At 67.3% G+C, this 226-nt stretch carries 1 protein-coding gene; it reads right to left on the bottom strand.

What is annotated here, in order from left to right; translation table 11 throughout:
• Positions 1–226, bottom strand: a 226-nt coding sequence (locus QD208_RS17630; RefSeq protein ID WP_279837696.1) for a hypothetical protein, incomplete at both ends; no start/stop codon positions are given.

Below are 226 nucleotides of genomic sequence, written 5' to 3'. Positions count from 1 at the left end.
CCGGCCACCATCGCGGCGCTGACCAGCGTATCGCCGGCGGGGTAGTCGTGGCTCAAATTGCCCTTGAGGGTCAGCGCCCCCGACAGATCCACATCACCCACCAGCAGCATATCCTCGACGCGGTGCAGGGCGTACCAGGGTTCGGGGTGGGTGGCAGTGTCAGACGCGGCAAGCTGCACGGTGCCGGCGTCGAGGTCTGCACTGTACTGGGTGGCTGGCACCTCCT

It is taken from the genome of Cobetia sp. 29-18-1, assembly GCF_029846405.1.
Classification (GTDB): domain Bacteria; phylum Pseudomonadota; class Gammaproteobacteria; order Pseudomonadales; family Halomonadaceae; genus Cobetia; species Cobetia amphilecti.
The sequence above is the reverse complement of the archived record's forward strand: the minus strand, read 5'-3'. Positions and strand labels throughout refer to the sequence as shown.